Source organism: Mycobacterium sp. C31M (assembly GCF_053345865.1).
The window spans coordinates 165,475-181,526 of record NZ_JBKFAX010000016.1 but is presented as its reverse complement, the minus strand read 5'-3'; the positions used below and the strand labels follow the sequence as shown (position 1 = coordinate 181,526).

The following is a 16,052-nucleotide window of genomic DNA, read 5'->3' as shown; positions in this document are numbered from 1 at the left end:
CGGGGGCGGCGGCCGGCGGCACGGCCGGGCTGCCCGCGGCGACGGGCTGGGCCGGTCCGGGCTGGGCCGGCGCGACGGGCGCGGCCTGCGGCGCGACGGTCACGGTCTGGGTGACGGTGACCGGAACGGGCGGCGCCGGCTGCGGGGCCAGCGGTTCGGCGGCGGCCGGAGTCCCGGCCAGGCCGACCACACCGGCGACACCGGCAGCGGTGCCGGCAACCAGAATCCGCCAGCGGCGCACGTTCTCGTTCATTCTGACCTCGGTCCTTCCTTTGGCGGGGTCGCGCTTCGGTGTCCAATTCCCCGAGTCAGGGGCCGACTGTAACCAGGCCCGCGGGCCGCAATCCACCGTCGGAACCGAGCTGCAACCGGGTTCTGACCACCCTGCAACCCAACCTTTATCAACCCGTGGCCGAAAGCATCGCGAATGGCGCTTATACCCTGTTTGTCGTGACAGACCCGTCGATTGACCCCGCCGACGCCCCGCAGCACCGGTATACCGCCGCGCTGGCCGGTGACATCGAGCTCACCTGGCAGCAGCGCTGGCAGCGCCTGGGCACCTTCCATGTCCCCAACCCGGTCGGTTCGTTGGCACCCACGGACGGCTCGGCGGTCCCGGCCGACAAGATGTTCGTGCAGGACATGTTCCCCTACCCGTCCGGCGAAGGTCTGCACGTCGGGCATCCGCTCGGCTACATCGCGACCGACGTGTACGCGCGTTACTTCCGGATGACCGGACGTAACGTTCTGCACGCCTTGGGTTTCGACGCGTTCGGGTTGCCCGCCGAGCAGTACGCCGTGCAGACCGGCACACATCCGCGCACCCGCACCGAGGCCAATATCGTCAACTTCCGACGGCAGCTGGGGCGGCTGGGGCTGGGCCACGACGCCCGACGCAGCTTCTCGACCACCGATGTCGACTTCTACAAGTGGACCCAGTGGATCTTCCTGCAGATCTACAACGCCTGGTTCGACCCCGACCTCAAGCGGGCGCGCCGCATCGACGAGCTGATTGCCGAGTTCTCCTCCGGCGCCCGCCCGTTGCCCGACGGCCGCGTCTGGGACGAGCTGACCGTGGGGGAGCGGGCTGATGTGATCGACGGTCACCGGCTGGTCTACCGCGCCGACTCGATGGTCAACTGGTGCCCGGGGCTGGGCACAGTGCTGGCCAACGAAGAGGTCACCTCCGACGGCCGCAGTGACCGCGGCAACTTCCCAGTGTTCCGGAAGCGCTTGCGGCAGTGGATGATGCGCATCACGGCGTACTCGGACCGGCTGCTCGACGACCTGGACGTGCTGGACTGGCCGGACAAGGTCAAGGCCATGCAGCGCAACTGGATCGGCCGCTCGGTCGGTGCACAGGTCCGGTTCGCCACCGCGGTCGGCGATATCGAGGTGTTCACCACCCGGCCCGACACCCTGTTCGGCGCCACCTACATGGTGCTGGCCCCCGAGCACGAGCTGGTCGATGCCCTGACGGCGGCGACCTGGCCCGAGGCCACCGATGACCGGTGGACCTACGGTGCGTCGACACCGGTCGAGGCGATCGCGGCCTACCGTGCCGATATCGCGGCGAAGTCGGATCTGGAGCGTCAGGAGAACAAGTCCAAGACCGGTGTGTTCACCGGGTCGTATGCGACCAATCCGGTGAACGGACAACAGGTTCCGGTGTTCATCGCCGATTACGTGCTGATCGGCTATGGCACCGGAGCCATCATGGCGGTGCCCAGCGGTGATCAGCGTGACTGGGAGTTCGCGACCGCGTTCGGGCTGCCCATCGTCGAGGTGGTCTCGGGCGGAGACGTCACCGAGGCGGCCTACAACGGTGACGGTGTGATGGTCAATTCCGGTGAGCTGGACGGGCTGACGGTCGCGGCGGCCAAGGAGGCGATCATCGCCCGGCTGGCCGCCGAAGGCACCGGCCGGGCCCGTGTCGAGTTCAAGTTGCGGGACTGGCTGTTCGCCCGGCAGCGCTACTGGGGCGAGCCGTTCCCGATCGTCTACGACGCCGAGGGGCGTGCCCATCCGCTGCCGGAATCGGCTCTGCCGGTGGAGCTTCCGGACATCCCGGACTACGCGCCGGTGATGTTCGACCCTGATGACGCCGACAGCGAACCGTCCCCGCCGCTGGGTAAGGCCACCGAGTGGGTGAATGTCGACCTGGACCTGGGTGACGGGTTGCAGCCCTACACCCGCGATACCAATGTCATGCCGCAATGGGCCGGCAGCTCCTGGTATGAGCTGCGCTACGCCGACCCGCACAACGCCGACGAATTCTGCGCCGAGGAGAACGAGGCGTACTGGATGGGGCCGCGGCCCGAGATCCACGGCCCGTCCGACCCCGGCGGGGTGGACCTGTACGTCGGCGGTGTCGAGCATGCGGTGCTGCACCTGCTGTATTCGCGGTTCTGGCACAAGGTGCTCTTCGACCTGGGCCACGTCAGCTCCAGCGAGCCGTACCGGCGCCTGGTCAACCAGGGCTACATCCAGGCCTTCGCCTACACCGACGCGCGCGGCTCGTACGTGCCCGCGGCCGACGTCGTCGAGCGGGACGGCAAGTTCCTTTACGAAGGTCAAGAGGTCAACCAGGAGTTCGGCAAGATCGGCAAATCGCTGAAGAACTCAGTCTCTCCGGACGAGATCTGCGATGAGTACGGCGCGGACACCCTGCGGGTGTACGAGATGTCGATGGGTCCGCTGGAGGCGTCCCGTCCGTGGGCGACAAAGGATGTCGTCGGCGCGCACCGATTCCTGCAGCGGGTGTGGCGGGCCGTCATCGACGAGACCACCGGCACCGAGCGGGTCAGTGAGCACGAGGCCGTCAGCGACGAGACCCTGCGCGCGTTGCACAAGACGATCGCCGGTGTCGCAGACGACTACGCGGCGCTGCGCAACAACACCGCGGCGGCCAAGCTGATCGAATACACCAACCACCTCACCAAGGAGGGTGTGACCGCCCGCGCGGCGATCGAACCGCTGGTGCTGATGGTGGCACCGCTGGCCCCGCACCTGGCCGAGGAGTTGTGGAAGCGGTTGGGGCACGACACCTCGTTGGCGCACGGGCCGTTCCCGACCGCCGACGAGCGCTACCTGGTCGACGACACCGTCGAGTTGCCGGTTCAGGTCAACGGCAAGGTGCGCGGCAAGATCACCGTCGCCTCGGACGCTGGAGCTGCCGACATCGAAACCGCGGCACTGGCCGACGAGAAGGTTTTGGCCTTCCTGGCCGGGGCCAGCCCCAAGAAGGTCATCGTGGTGCCCGGCCGGTTGGTCAACCTGGTCGTCTAGTTTGCGATTTCGGTGAGGGGCGAACCTCGACTTTCGGCTAGTTTTTGCGGCCGCTGACCAGGTATTCGCCTATGCGCATATGCATGTCCGGATACTGGTGACAGGGCCGCAATGACGCGGCGGAAATCCCGCCTCAGAGAACGACATACGAAAAGCGCGGCCCGGTCTGGAGCGCGAAGTGTCAGATAATCGGATCGTCGTCTACAAGGGTCCGGGTCAGGTGGCCGTCGAGACCCTGCCCTACCCGAAGCTCGAGGTGCCCGCCGAGGTCGCCGAGGCGATGGGGATGAGCCGCAAGGCCGACCACGGCGTCATCCTCAAGTGTGTATCGACCAATATCTGCGGGTCGGATCAGCACATGGTCCGCGGCCGCACGACCGCACCCGTCGGCCAGACGCTGGGGCACGAGATCACCGGCGAGATCGTCGAAAAAGGTTCCGACGTCCAGTTTCTGGAGGTCGGTGACATCTGCACGGTGCCGTTCAACATCGCCTGCGGGCGGTGCCGCAACTGTCGTGAGGGACAGACCGGCATCTGCCTGAACGTGAATCCGGCGCGCGCCGGGTCGGCCTACGGCTATGTCGATATGGGCGGCTGGCTCGGCGGTCAGGCCGATTACGTGATGGTGCCGTTCGCCGATTTCAACCTGCTGAAGTTCCCCGACCGCGATCAGGCCCTGGCCAAGATCCGCGACCTGACCATGCTGTCGGATATTTTCCCGACCGGCTACCACGGCGCCAAGACCGCCGGTGTAACCACCGGCTCCACCGTGTACGTCGCCGGGGCGGGCCCGGTCGGACTGGCCGCCGCGTACTCCGCGCACCTACTGGGTGCCGCCGTGGTGATCGTCGGTGACCTGAACGCCGACCGGCTCAAGCAGGCCGCCTCATTCGGCTGCGAGACCATCGACATCAGCGCCGATGCCACACTCGAGGAGCAGATCGCCGACATCCTGCACACCAACGAGGTCGACTGCGCCGTCGACGCGGTGGGCTTCGAGGCCACCGGTCACGGGCACGGGGCCGGTGAGCAACCCGCCGCGGTGCTCAACTCGATCATGAACGTCACCCGGGCCGGCGGCGCGCTGGGCATCCCCGGCCTGTATGTCACCGGCGACCCGGGCGGTACCGACGACGACGCCAAACACGGCACCCTCAAGGTGCGCCTCGGCCTGGGTTGGGCCAAGAGCCACAGCTTCTACACCGGCCAGTGCCCGGTGCTGAAGTACAACCGCGGGCTGATGATGAGCATCCTGCACGACAAGGCGCATATCGCCGATGCGGTGAACGCCACCGTCATCGGACTCGACAAGGCCCCGGACGGTTACGCCGCCTTCGATTCCGGGGTGGCACAGAAGTTCGTGCTCGACCCGCACGGGATGGTGCCGGCGGCCTGAGTCACACGGCCCGCGGGCGGATGACGATCTCGTGCACGTCACCGTCCGCGGGGGTGGCCACCGCCTGGGCGACCGCCGCTGCCACCGTCGACGGCTTCAGGAACCGGGTCGGGTCGTACTCCTTCTCTTCATACGCGACCAGATCGCGCTGCATCTCGGAGTCGGTGCGGCCCGGGTACACCGAGGTGACGCGCAGCGACGGCTCGTCGGCACGCAGCGAGTCGGCGAACGCCCGCAGCGCGAACTTGCTCGCCGAGTACGACGCCATACCGGCCGAGACCTTTTGTCCAGCACCGGAATTGATGAATACCACGTGCCCTCCGGCGGCCCGCACCGCCGGTAGCAACGCCAGCGTCAGCGCGACCGCACCGGTCACGTTGACCTCGAAACTGGCCCGCCACTGCTCGGCGGTGGACTCGGCGACCCGACCCGGATAGAGCACCCCGGCGTTGTGCACCAGCACGTCCAGCTCGGCGAGCACCTCGCTGGCCGATTCGATGGAGTCTGCGTCGGTGAGGTCCAGCGGCCAGGTCGGCGCGCCCAGACGTTGGGCCACGGCGTCCAGATGGGCCGAAGGGCGGCCGGCCAGCAGCAGGGTGTGCGTCGGGGCGAGCGCGTCGGCGATGGCCGATCCGATCCCGCCGCCGGCGCCGGTGATGAGGGCGGTCGGCACGCCGAGAACGATACCGACCTGCGCGCCGGGCCGTGACGCCGCATTATTGATGCGATGCCACCGGACCCAAGCTTCGCCCCGACCCAGCTCGCAGCGCGCGCGGCGTATCTGCTGCGCGGTAACGACCTGGGTGTGATGACCACTGCCGCGCCGCTGCTGTACCCGCACATGTGGAGTTGGGACGCGGCGTTCGTGGCGATCGGGCTGGCCCCGCTGTCCGTCGAACGGGCCGTCGTCGAGCTCGACACCCTGCTGTCGGCGCAGTGGAGCAACGGGATGATCCCGCACATCGTGTTCGCCAACGGTGTTGACGGGTACTTTCCGGGTCCCGCCCGCTGGGCCACCTCGGCGCTGGCCGCACACGCCCCGCGTACCCGGCACACCTCGGGTATCACCCAGCCGCCGGTGCACGCGATCGCGGTGCAGCGCATCCTGGACCGGGCCAAGACCCGCGGCCGGTCCAGCCGGGCGGTTGCCGAGGCCTTCCTGGACCGACGGTGGAGCGATCTGGTGCGCTGGCACCGCTGGCTCGCGGAGGCCCGTGACCCGAACGAGCGGGGTCGCATCACGCTGCATCACGGCTGGGAGTCCGGCATGGACAACTCGCCGCGGTGGGACAGCGCCTACGCCAACGTGATTCCCGGCAACGTCCCCGAGTACCAGCGCGAGGACAACAAGGTCAACACCGACGCCAGTCAGCGGCCGTCGGACCTCGAGTACGACCGCTATCTGTGGCTGCTGGAAGAGATGAAGGCGGCCCGCTACGACGACGCGCTGATGTCCAAGACGATGAGCTTCGCGGTCGAGGACGTCTTCGTGTCCTCGGTGTTCTCGGTGGCCTGCACCGTGCTGGCCGAAATCGGCGAGGACTACAAGCGCTCACCCGCCGACGTGCGCGACCTGTACTCGTGGGCCGACCGATTCCGCGCCGGTGTGGTCGAGACGACCGATGAACGCACGGGTGCGGCAAAGGATTTCGATGTCCGGGCCGACGCGTGGGTGGGCACCGAGACCATCGCGCAGTTCGCGCCGTTGTTGTGTGGTGGCCTGCCGCACGACAAGGAACGGGCGCTGCTGCGGTTGTTGGACGGACCGCGGTTCTCCAGCCACCCCGACCTGAAGTACTCGCTGATCCCGTCCACCTCGCCGGTGTCGCGGGACTTCCGTGCCCGCGAGTACTGGCGCGGACCGGTGTGGCCGGTGACGACCTGGCTGTTCTCCTGGTGCTTCGCCCGGCGTGGCTGGGCCGAACGCGCGTGGGCGTTGCGCCAGGAGGGTTTACGGCAGGCCAGCGACGGCACCTTCGCCGAGTACTACGAACCCTTCACCGGTGAGCCGCTGGGCAGCATGCAACAGTCCTGGACCGCGGCCGCGGTGCTGGACTGGTTGGGCTGACTCAGTTCTGGGCCTGATCGGCCAGGCGCTCCAGGGATCCCAATGCGGTAGCCAAGGCCGCCCGGTCCTCGGCGCTGAGCCCGCTGAGCATGCCATCCAGGAAGGCACGGCGGGCGTCCAGCGCCTCCCGATGCTGCACCAGACCGCGGGGAGTCACCTCGACGAGCACGGCCCGCAGATCGGACGGGTCGCGGGAGCGCTTGACCAGGCCGAGTTTTTCCAGCCGGCGAATCGCCACCGTCGTGGTGGGGGTGCGGACACGTTCGTGGGCGGCGAGTTCGGTCATCCGAATCGGACCGCTCTCCAGCAGGGTCAGCAGGATCGAGAGCTGCGCCAGCGTCAGGTCGGCCCCGGCGGCGTTGCCCGCACCGCGATTGTCTCCACGGCGCAGCACGGAGAACAGCTTGGTGAGCACACGTTGCAGCTCTCCTGCCAGCTCACCGGCCTGCGGTTCGGTCTCGACCATAATTCGCTAGTCTAACCTGTCGGTCCCTGACAAGAGGAGACGCGCGCAAAAGTCCCGCGTTACAGGACCTGATCCAGAAAGCGGCGGAGCCGGTCGGTCTCGGCATCGGCGAAGATCTGCTCCGGCGGACCGGATTCGACGACCTTGCCGTGATCCATGAACACCACACTGTCGGCGGCCGACCGCGCAAAACCCATCTCGTGGGTGACCACCACCATCGTCATCCCCGCCGCACCGAGTTCGGTGATCAGTTCCAGAACCCCTTTGACCAGTTCGGGATCCAGTGCCGAGGTGGCCTCGTCGAAGAACATCACCTGCGGTGTCATCGCGAGTGCGCGGGCGATCGCCACCCGCTGTTGCTGCCCTCCGGACAGTGTCGACGGACGCACTTCGGCCTTGTGCCGCAACCCGACCCGGTCCAGTTGGGCCAGGCCGAGTTCGTGCGCCTGTTCGGTGTCCATGCCCTTGAGCTTGCGGGGGGCCAGCGTGACGTTGTCCAGCACGGTGCGGTGCGGAAAGAGGTTGAACTGCTGGAAGACCATGCCGATCCGCTGGCGCAGCTGATCGGGGTTGTCCCTGAGCACCGAGCGGCCGTCGAGCAGGATGTCGCCGGCATCGGGTTCGTAGATCCGGTTCAGGGTGCGCAACAGTGTGGACTTGCCGGATCCGGACGGTCCGATGACGGCCGTCGTGCTGCCGGCGGGCACGTCCAGATCCACGCCGCGCAGAACCTTGCTGGCGCCGAAGGACAGCTGAACATCCTTGGCGGCCAGGGAGACTGCCTGTGCTGTCGGGCTGACCATCAGACCATTTCCTCCTGGACGGGGGCGGGTTGTCTACCGGTGCGCAGCCGGGCGTCGATGACGTTGACCAGATGCGTCAGCGGAATGGTCAGCGCCAGGTAGAACAGGCCCGCGGCGACCAGTGGTGACAGATTGCCGGTCTGGGCGTTGAGATCTCGGCCCACCTGGAACAGTTCACGCTGATCGGCGATCAGACCCAGGAAGTACACCAGCGAGGATGCCTTCAGCAATGAGATGAACTGGTTGACCAACGCAGGCAACACCCGCCGGATGCCCTGCGGGATGATCACCAGCTTCATGGACTCCGAGTAGCTGAATCCCAGTGCGCGGGAGGCCTCCATCTGTCCGGTCTCCACACTCTGGATGCCGGACCGGAAGATCTCGCCGACATAGGCCGCAGACATCAACCCCAACGCGGCGATGCCCAGCGGATAGGGATTGTTGCCGGTGAGCCCGCCGACGATGGGGCCGATGCCGAGACCGATGACCAGAATGATCACCACCTCGGGCAGGCCGCGGAAGATATCGGTGTACACCCGCGCCGGCCAGCGCAGTAGCCGAGAGCGCGAGATGCCGGCCACCGCGAGCAGTAGACCCAGCACCACCCCGATGACCGCGGCGCCTGCGGTCAGCAGCAGGGTGTTGGGCAGCCCGGTCTTGAACAGGTCGGGGATGGCCTGCCGATACAGCTCCCAGTCCAGAAAGGTGTCGGCCAGCTGGCCCAGCGTCGATTTGGGAGCCGGCGGGGCGGCTGCATCGGAGTCGGGCGCGCGTTGCGACGCGATCTCCGCGAAGTCCGGAAGCTGCGGTGCGGGTGCGGCTTTGGAGCCGGGCTTCCATCCCGGCGGCAGCGCCCGGGGCACCCAGTCGGTATACAGCTGTGACCAGGTGCCGTCGGCGATGACGGCGTCCAACCCGGCGTTGAGCGCGTCGATCAGCGGCTGGTTCTCCTTGGCCACCGCGTAGGCGACGAAGTTGTCCAGGCTGAAGGTGTTCTCGATGATGGCGGTCGGATCGCCGGGCTGCACCGTGCCGACGGCCTGCTGGGACGGTGCCACCCAGGCGTCGATCTGACGGGTCTTGAGGCTGCCGTACACCGTGTTGTAGTCCGGGAACTTGACCGGGTCAAGGCCGAGGGTGTCCACGACATAGGCCTCCTGGACAGTGCCCTGCACGACACCGATGCGCTGACCGGGCGCCAGTTGGGAGAAGCTGGTGATGCCCGATCCGGCCGGTACCACCAACGAGAAGTAGCCGAAGTCATAGCCGTTGGTGAATCCGACGGTCTGCCGGCGGGCGTCGGTGGTGGTGATCGAGGACGAGCCGACATCGAACCGTCCGGAGGCCACCTGGGCCAGCAGTCCGGAAAAATCGGTGCCGACGAAGTTGATCCGCAGTCCCAGCTTCTCGGCGACGGCGCGCAGCACCTCGTTGTCGAATCCGGTGAACTGGCCGCCTGCGTCGATGCAGATGCTCGGCGGGGCATCCGAGAGGGTGCCGACGGTCAGCACGCCCGGCGTTCCCAGGCGCAGCGCCGCGGTGTCGATGCCGTCGAGCGGTTCGACGTCAGGGGTCGTGTACTTGTCGGCCCCCGGACCCTGGGCGGCGGCGGCCAGGTTGGTAGGCAGCGCGCTGGCGCTGTCGATACCGGGTGGGGCGCACTGGTCGGCGGCGGCCGGAGCGGCCAGCGGAAGCGCACATGTCAGCAGGACGAGCAGGACCACCGGCACCGTGTGCAGGATCCGGCGCAGCAACGAGGTCATGGCTGCCCAAGGTAGCCGCTCGGGAGGGCCCGGCGAAGCCTTCAGTTCACTTCGATGGCCAACGGACCGTCCAGCACACCGCGTCGCACCAGTTCGGTCAGCATGATGGTGGCCATCAGCCCGGCGGCCGCCGTACAGGCCCTGCGGGCGGCCTCGGGATCGGAGTCGGCGATCGCGGCGGTCTCGGTCTCGTAATGGTCGAGCAGCTCGGCTGGTGCGTCCAGGTAGGCCGACCAGTACGCCCGCGGGATGAACGTCTGTGCGGCGTCGGTGGCGGCCAGCAGCCGGGGACCGGCATAGGTCTCGGTGATGCTCTGCCGGTATTGCCAGGCGGTCTCGTGGAAACCACGGGCGTCACGGCTGGTGCGCAGGGCGTGGGTCAGCTCCTGCAGGTCGGCCACGAATCCGGCGTCGGCTTGGGTGGCCGCGCGCGCCGAGGCGATCCCGTTGAGCACGCCGTACATCTCATGGTGCTCGCGCAGCACATCGGCGTCGAACCGCTCGATGAACGCGCCGCGGTGGTACTGGGTGGACACGATGCCGTCGTGTTCCAGTTGCACCACCGCCTCCTGGATGGGTACCCGGCTGATACCCAGATCACCGGCGATCTCGTTGCGGTCCAACCGATCTCCGGTACGGAGCTTGCCAGTCAGGACCAGGTTGACCACGTGGGCGACCACCAGGTCCTTCTCCTTGACCCCGTACTTCTTCGGCATGGCGCGCAAGTGTGTCACGCCGCAGCCGCCGATGGGCGGCTCTCTTCGCGGGCTCAGCCGCCGGCGCGCGCGTCCCGCCACTTCACCAGTGCCTGCGCCCGGGTCAGGTCGTAGTCCGGGCCGTTCACCCCGATGGTCATCAGGGTGACGCCAGGTCGGCCAGTGAATCCGCACCGGCGAGCATCACCTCGATGCTCTTCTCCGGCACCCCGGAGGAGCGTTCGATCGCCCCGGCGCGCGGCCCAGGTCGGCGCAGTGCGCATCGAGGACACCGGCCAGCTCCGGATAAGTGGTCCCATCGGTGAACCCGTGCCAGATCTGCGCGTACTCGGCAACCATCCGCAAGGTCTTCTTCTTGCCTTGGCCGCCGATCAGGATCGGTATCTCGCGCATGGGTGCCGGGTTCAGCTTGGCGGGCCATATCGGCGAGCAGTTCGGGGTTGCGTCCAGCATTCGTAGTGCGGGCCGTCCGGATCGCCGTACAGCGGGAAGACGCAAAGGGTCGCATTCTGCCGCTCTTTCACCGGAGATGTTGTCGACGGTGCGGACCATATGCGTCTGCTCGCGGAGAGAAGTCAGACCCCGATGTTGCCGCCGTCGCGCCACACCGCGACGACGGACGGCTTGGCGGTGCCGTTGCCGCCCTCGGGCCACCGCGACAGCGGGTCGTCGATGCTGTTGTCATCGTTCTCACCCGGGTGTTGCACGCAGACGGTGACGAGGTCGTCGGTGACGACGGGGCCGCAGGTCTCCGCACCGAGCGGCACGGTGAGGAACTGCTTGGTCAAGCCACGGGTGGGCCCCTCCAACGACACCGCGAACAGACCGTCGTTGGAGTCGAGTGCGTTGCCGTCGGTCGACACCCACAGGTTGCCGTGGCTGTCGAAGGCCAGGTTGTCCGGGCAGGAGATCGGGCTGACCTTGGTCTTGTCGAACCCGCCGAAGTAGGTGTCGGCCGCCTCGGGATCACCGCACACCAGCAGCAGCTCCCAGGTGAAGTCGGTGCCGGTGTGATTGTCGGTGAGCTCGAGGACCTGGCCGTTCTTGTTGTCGTTGCGCGGGTTGGCCGCATCGGCGCCAGGCTTGCCGTCGACACCGCGGTTGGAGTTGTTGGTCAGCGCGACGTACACCTTGCCGGTCTTCGGGTTGGCCTCGAAATCCTCGGGGCGGTCCATCTTGGTGGCGCCGGCCTCGTCGGCGGCGAACCGGGTGAACACCGCGACGTCCTGCGGGCTCATCCCGTCGATCAGCGAGGTGGCCTTACCGTCGGCTTCCGAGCGCAGCAGCGGAACCCAGGTGCCGGTGCCGGCGAACTTGCCCTCGGCCGGCAGCGTGCCGGAGCCGTCGATCTGGTCGGCGGGGATGTCGCTGGAGAGCTTGGCGACGTAGAGGGTGCCCTCGTTGAGGATGGTCATGTTGTGCGCCATGGCTTCCCGCGAACTGCCGGGCTGCACCTTCTTGGTGGAGACGAACTTGTACATGTAGTCGAAGCGCTCATCGTCGCCGGTGTAGGCGACGACGCTGCCGTCATCGGTGACGTAGATGGTGGCGGCCTCGTGCTTGAACCGGCCCAGCGCGGAGTGCTTGATGGGCGCCGACGTCGGATCCCACGGATTGAGTTCGACGACGTAGCCGAACCGGTTGAGCTCATTGGGGGTCTTGGTGATGTCGAAGCGCGGGTCGAAGTTCTCCCACTTACGTTCGGTGGGTTCGGATTCCACTCCGTAGCGGCTGAGCCGGTCGGCTACTTCGCCCGCGGGTGCCGCGGCACCTTCCGGTGCGCCGAAGTAAGAGTTGAAGTTCTCCTCGCCGGACAGGATGGTTCCCCAGGGGGTCACGCCACCGGCGCAGTTGTTGACGGTGCCCAGCACGGTGCGGCCGGTCGGGTCGGCGTCGGTCTTGAGCAGGTCGGCCCCGGCGGCGGGTCCGACGATGGTGAACGGGGTGTCCGCGGTGATACGGCGGTTGTACCGGCCCATCACCGGGCGCAGGCCGTCGGGGGTGCGCTCCACCTCGACCACCGAAAGGCCGTGTGCGGCAATGCCGATCTCGAACTGTTCGCGGGTCGGATTGTCGGCGTCATACCCGGGGTGCATGAACTGCTCGGTGGTGTACTCGTGGTTGGTCACCAGTAAGAAGCGGTTGGAACTACCCGCGATGGGCAGCAGGCCCGCGAAGTCGTTGTTGAAGCCGAACTGTTGACGCTGGGCTGCCGCGGTCTGCCGGTTGACGTCGAACACCGGTGCGCCCGGCAGGACCGGGTCGCCCCAGCTGATGACGACCGCTTGCCGGTATCCCTCGGGGATCACCACGGCGTCCTCGCTGTTGGGTGCGACGGCGGTGAAGTTCATACCGGCCGGCGTGGCCGGCTCGGCCGGCACCGAGGTGGTCGCCGAAGTCGTTGCGGCGGTGTCGGATCCATTGGGTGAGCAGGCCGCCAGCGCCGATCCTGCGCCGACGGCGAGGACCGCGACGCCGGCGGTCTTGAGCGCCGAGCGGCGGGACACCGCGGCGACGATATCGCCGAAGTACTCGTTGTCGCTGGTGTTGGGCACGGGCTTGGAGCAGGCGTCACCACACCGGTAGCGGCAGGTGATGTGCTGGCGCGACGACCGACCCTGGTGCGCGACAAAGAGATTCAACGGTATGAGCGCCATGGCTGGGAGAGTTCCTTCCAATCCGAATACCGGTCGTGGGCTGGACGACCGGTTCGGGCGAGAAAGTTACGGGAGCCGGGCTAGCAGCAGGCAATCAGAAGGTGAACGGAAGTTGACGGACCTAACGGTCCGCTCGGCGCAATGTTTGACAGATCACGGAATTTGCTGACGAGTGGCGGTACATTGATCCGAATCTATTGACGAAAGGGTCAAATATGTCGGCTGCCGCGCGCGCCCGTCGCTCCGAGTCCTTCGCTGTCCGCCGGTGGCTGCAGCTCGGTGTCGCCTCGGCGGGTATGGGCGCCGCGCTTTGGGGCCTGTCGCTGGCCGGACCTCAGGTCGGCACCGCCACGGCCGACACAGGCGGCGCATCGTCGGCGTCGGCGAGCGCATCGCGATCCGACGGCGCGAAGTCGGTGCGTTCGGTGCGGACCGCCCGCACGGCCCGCACCGCGACGGCGCCGCGCAACTCGGCACGCCATGCCGAGGACGCCGAGGACGCCGAGGACGTCGAAGAGACCGAAGAGGCCGAAGAGGCCGACCAGGACAAGCGGGACCCCGCCGAGCCGGACACCGCCGCGTCGGATTCCGTCGAGCAGTCCAGCACTGCAAGCCCGACGCCCGATGCGAACCTGTCGAGCACCCCTGGCCCGGCAGTACCGACGCAGAGTGCAAATTCTACTGCGGTACAACCAGTCTCGACTCCGCCGCCGACACCATCGCTGACCGCGTCCTGGCAGAGTGCGTACTCGCGCTGGGTGGCCCGCTCACTGGACGCGTGGAGCAACGACAGCCTCGGCTGGATCGAGTCACTACAGACCGACGAGCGGACCAAGGCTCAGCTGGAGGCGGCGTTCTTCACCATCCGTCGCACCTTCTTCAACCAGGCGCCGACCATCGACCCGGTGCAGATCACCGGCGTTCTCGACGGCCCGGTGACCGGAACATTGGGGGCCTATGACCCCGACGGTGACCGGATGATCTACGTGCTGACCCGGGGTCCGAAATCGGGCAGCGTGCACATCAGCGGCGACGGCACCTTCACCTATACACCCGGAACTGGGTTCGACGGCGTGGACACCTTCCGCGTCACCGCCATCGATATCGGGTTCCACACCAACTTGCTGGAACCGCTGCGACCGATCGGCAGCAATCCCACGCGGTCGCTGATCAATCAGGGTGCGGTCAAGTTCGACTTCGACTACGTCGAGGGTGCCGAGCACTGGACCGCGGAGCGACGGGCCGAGCTGCAGCGGTCGGCCGACGCGTTGATCCTCTACTTCCGGGTCTTCAATCCGGTCCTGCTGACCTACTCGGTCAAGGGTGACAACAACCCGGACTCGCGCACACTGGCGTCGGCGGGCAGCAGTCTGCTCAGCGAGAACCCCGGCTACTGGAACACCGTGGTGCAGCACAAACTCCTGACCGGGAGAGACGCCAACGGAGCCGGGGTCGATGGCGAGATCAACTGGAACTTCGGCGCCCCGTGGGGGCTCGGGGATGACGTGGCCGCCGGGGCGTACGACTTCCAGTCCACAGCCATGCACGAGCTGCTGCATTCGTTCGGGTTCATGTCGATGATCGGCGGACCCGGTGACAACGAGGATCGGCACTGGCTGACGACGGACCGATTCCTGGTGACCGCCAACGGAAAACGGCCGATCGGGCGGGATTACCGGTGGGACGACGATTTCGACGGTCACCTCGTCGGGCAGGACGGAGGTCTCTACTTCGGCGGTAAGAATGCCGTCGCGGCCTATGGCGGTCCGGTGCCGCTGTTCACCCCGGATCCCTGGTCCGACGGAAGCTCCGGAAGTCACACCGATGATGTGACCTTCGCCGGGGATCAGCAGTTGCTGATGAACGCGAGGACCGACAGCGGGTTGGGGGTACGGGTGCTCAGCGCGATGGAGATCGGCGTCCTGCGCGACCTGGGGTACCGGGTCGTCGACATCAGCCGCTGACGATCCCGCGCAGGATCTCGATCAGCTTGCCCGGCTGATCGCCCTGCACGGAATGACCGGCACCCTCGACGATGTAGGTCTGCCGGAAGCCGGGGGCGTTCTCGGCGAAGGCCGCCGCGTCCTCGTCGTTGACGAAGAACGAGTTGGCGCCGCGTACCAGTGCGGTCGGCATCGTGATGGACGGCACGTCATCCCAGAGCCCCAGGAACGACTCGGGCATCCCGGTGCCCGTGGCGCCTCGGCGGATCGAGTCGTACCGCCAGGTCCAGGTGCTGTCATCGAGTCGTTTGGCATTGTGGAAGACCCCGCGCCGCAATGATTTCCGATCGCGGTGCGGTGCGGCCTCGATGGTGACGTCGAGCATGGCCTGAAAGCTCGGGAAACTGCGCTCACCCTGGACCAGCGCCACCGCACCCAGCTGGGCCTTGGACATCTGCTCATGCCGTTCCGGTGCCGACGGCGTCACGTCGACGAGCACCAGCTCGGGCACCAGCGCGGGTTCGGTCGCCGCCACCCGCAGCGCGGTCAGTCCGCCGAGCGACATCCCCACCACCAGTCGGGCATCGGCGGCGTACTCGCGCAGCACGGGCTTCACCGTCTCGGCGTTGAGCTTCGGACCGTAGTCGCCGTCCTCGCGCCAGCCCGATCGACCGTGCCCGGGCAGATCGATGGCCAGGGCCGGCAGTCCGAGGCCCAGGATCACCGTGTCCCAGGTGTGTGCGTTCTGCCCGCCACCGTGCAGGAACACCACCTCGGGGGACTCGGCACCCCACTTGATGAGGCTGATATCGCCCGCCTCGATCCGCTGCACGGCGGGCAGCGGGCCGTCGAGCCCGGCCTGCTCGGCGTTCTCGCCGAGCAGCGCGAACTCATCCAGTTCGAGCAAATCGTCATCGGAGATATCCGGGTTGGCCACGTGGGGGACATTACA

At 67.3% G+C, this 16,052-nt stretch carries 11 protein-coding genes and 2 pseudogenes; 4 read left to right on the top strand and 9 right to left on the bottom strand.

The window, feature by feature from the left end; all coding sequences use genetic code 11:
- A pseudogene (locus ACLBYA_RS23645) lies at window positions 1-253 on the bottom strand (LpqN/LpqT family lipoprotein); the annotation flags it as partial.
- Between the two features lie 197 nt (window positions 254-450).
- Here ACLBYA_RS23645 and leuS point away from each other — a divergent pair.
- Both leuS and fdhA read left to right on the top strand, forming a co-directional pair.
- On the top strand, window positions 451-3,288 hold the full coding sequence (gene leuS / locus ACLBYA_RS23640; RefSeq protein WP_447711884.1) for a leucine--tRNA ligase: 2,838 nt from the start codon (window positions 451-453) through the stop codon (window positions 3,286-3,288).
- Between the two features lie 178 nt (window positions 3,289-3,466).
- Window positions 3,467-4,684 (top strand): formaldehyde dehydrogenase, glutathione-independent, encoded by a 1,218-nt coding sequence (fdhA, locus tag ACLBYA_RS23635; protein WP_447711883.1) that lies wholly within the window; start codon window positions 3,467-3,469, stop codon window positions 4,682-4,684.
- Window position 4,685: 1 nt separating this feature from the next.
- Here fdhA and ACLBYA_RS23630 read toward each other — a convergent pair whose 3' ends face one another.
- Window positions 4,686-5,357: an SDR family oxidoreductase gene (locus tag ACLBYA_RS23630; RefSeq protein ID WP_447711882.1), complete on the bottom strand. Its 672-nt coding sequence runs from the start codon at window positions 5,355-5,357 to the stop codon at window positions 4,686-4,688.
- Between the two features lie 54 nt (window positions 5,358-5,411).
- Here ACLBYA_RS23630 and ggh point away from each other — a divergent pair, with 54 nt between their 5' ends.
- Window positions 5,412-6,752, top strand: a complete 1,341-nt coding sequence (gene ggh / locus ACLBYA_RS23625) for a glucosylglycerate hydrolase (RefSeq protein WP_447711881.1) — start codon at window positions 5,412-5,414, stop codon at window positions 6,750-6,752.
- A 1-nt stretch (window position 6,753) separates the two neighbouring features.
- On the opposite strand, the gene ACLBYA_RS23620 is transcribed toward ggh, so the two are convergent.
- The 6 genes and pseudogenes from ACLBYA_RS23620 to ACLBYA_RS23595 form a co-directional block, all read right to left on the bottom strand.
- Window positions 6,754-7,218, bottom strand: a complete 465-nt coding sequence (locus ACLBYA_RS23620; protein ID WP_447711880.1) for a MarR family winged helix-turn-helix transcriptional regulator — start codon at window positions 7,216-7,218, stop codon at window positions 6,754-6,756.
- A gap of 59 nt (window positions 7,219-7,277) precedes the next feature.
- Window positions 7,278-8,021 (bottom strand): amino acid ABC transporter ATP-binding protein, encoded by a 744-nt coding sequence (locus tag ACLBYA_RS23615; protein WP_447711879.1) that lies wholly within the window; start codon window positions 8,019-8,021, stop codon window positions 7,278-7,280.
- Window positions 8,021-9,784 (bottom strand): ABC transporter substrate-binding protein/permease, encoded by a 1,764-nt coding sequence (locus ACLBYA_RS23610; protein ID WP_447711878.1) that lies wholly within the window; start codon window positions 9,782-9,784, stop codon window positions 8,021-8,023. Before ACLBYA_RS23610 ends, ACLBYA_RS23615 begins: the two co-directional genes overlap by 1 nt.
- Window positions 9,785-9,825: 41 nt before the next feature.
- Window positions 9,826-10,500, bottom strand: a complete 675-nt coding sequence (locus ACLBYA_RS23605; protein ID WP_447711877.1) for a GntR family transcriptional regulator — start codon at window positions 10,498-10,500, stop codon at window positions 9,826-9,828.
- A gap of 53 nt (window positions 10,501-10,553) precedes the next feature.
- Window positions 10,554-10,991: pseudogene (locus tag ACLBYA_RS23600) on the bottom strand (LLM class F420-dependent oxidoreductase); the annotation flags it as partial.
- An 84-nt stretch (window positions 10,992-11,075) separates the two neighbouring features.
- Window positions 11,076-13,157, bottom strand: a complete 2,082-nt coding sequence (locus ACLBYA_RS23595) for a PhoX family protein (protein ID WP_447711876.1) — start codon at window positions 13,155-13,157, stop codon at window positions 11,076-11,078.
- A gap of 215 nt (window positions 13,158-13,372) precedes the next feature.
- Between ACLBYA_RS23595 and ACLBYA_RS23590 the strand changes: the two genes are divergently transcribed.
- Window positions 13,373-15,121: an Ig-like domain-containing protein gene (locus ACLBYA_RS23590; protein WP_447711875.1), complete on the top strand. Its 1,749-nt coding sequence runs from the start codon at window positions 13,373-13,375 to the stop codon at window positions 15,119-15,121.
- Here ACLBYA_RS23590 and ACLBYA_RS23585 read toward each other — a convergent pair.
- Complete coding sequence (locus tag ACLBYA_RS23585) at window positions 15,111-16,037, bottom strand: alpha/beta fold hydrolase (RefSeq protein ID WP_447711874.1); 927 nt, start codon at window positions 16,035-16,037, stop codon at window positions 15,111-15,113. The genes ACLBYA_RS23590 and ACLBYA_RS23585 overlap by 11 nt on opposite strands.
- Window positions 16,038-16,052 lie beyond the last annotated feature (15 nt).

What these genes read in the sequence shown, in the direction of transcription:
- ACLBYA_RS23605 (WP_447711877.1), bottom strand. Translation starts at nt 10,500, where the DNA reads ATGCCGAAGAAGTACGGGGTCAAGGAGAAGGACCTGGTGGTCGCCCAC.
- ACLBYA_RS23610 (WP_447711878.1), bottom strand. Translation starts at nt 9,784, where the DNA reads ATGACCTCGTTGCTGCGCCGGATCCTGCACACGGTGCCGGTGGTCCTG.
- ACLBYA_RS23615 (WP_447711879.1), bottom strand. Translation starts at nt 8,021, where the DNA reads ATGGTCAGCCCGACAGCACAGGCAGTCTCCCTGGCCGCCAAGGATGTT.
- ggh (WP_447711881.1), top strand. Translation starts at nt 5,412, where the DNA reads ATGCCACCGGACCCAAGCTTCGCCCCGACCCAGCTCGCAGCGCGCGCG.
- ACLBYA_RS23595 (WP_447711876.1), bottom strand. Translation starts at nt 13,157, where the DNA reads ATGGCGCTCATACCGTTGAATCTCTTTGTCGCGCACCAGGGTCGGTCG.
- ACLBYA_RS23620 (WP_447711880.1), bottom strand. Translation starts at nt 7,218, where the DNA reads ATGGTCGAGACCGAACCGCAGGCCGGTGAGCTGGCAGGAGAGCTGCAA.
- ACLBYA_RS23590 (WP_447711875.1), top strand. Translation starts at nt 13,373, where the DNA reads ATGTCGGCTGCCGCGCGCGCCCGTCGCTCCGAGTCCTTCGCTGTCCGC.